Raw genomic sequence first — 384 nt, forward strand, 5'->3', positions numbered from 1 at the left:
GCAGATCGACATTCAAGCTAAGGAGCGCTTCAAAGAAAAGTATTTTGAAGTGGACCCCATTATTACAGCGTACAGAGAAACACTAAAAGAGGTTATGGAAGAGAAGCTTTTCGAGGGAGAAATCGACTATTGGGTACTAGTTGAGGGCTTATTCTCAGATGGACGCAAGATGAAGCGTGATGACTTCTTACAAGTAATCACGGTAGATAAGTCTTTGAGATATTCGGATGGCAGCCTAATAGAGCCATACGCAAGTAGATTAGCAGATATTCCGGAAGAGATTGACTTTGCTACTTTTGAGTATCTTGTTGTTTTGAAGCGTATCGAAGCGGACTTTGACGATTATCTTCATGATGCCTGGATGGAACACTTTTTCATAGTTAA

Annotated in this window: 1 protein-coding gene; it reads left to right on the top strand. The window is 40.6% G+C overall.

Annotated elements, in window-relative coordinates; translation table 11 throughout:
- Positions 1-384 (top strand): hypothetical protein (locus PPOP_RS22560; RefSeq protein WP_006285199.1); only part of this gene is annotated, 384 nt, incomplete at both ends.

This window comes from Paenibacillus popilliae ATCC 14706 (assembly GCF_000315235.1).
In the GTDB taxonomy this organism is placed as follows: Bacteria; Bacillota; Bacilli; order Paenibacillales; family Paenibacillaceae; genus Paenibacillus_B; species Paenibacillus_B popilliae.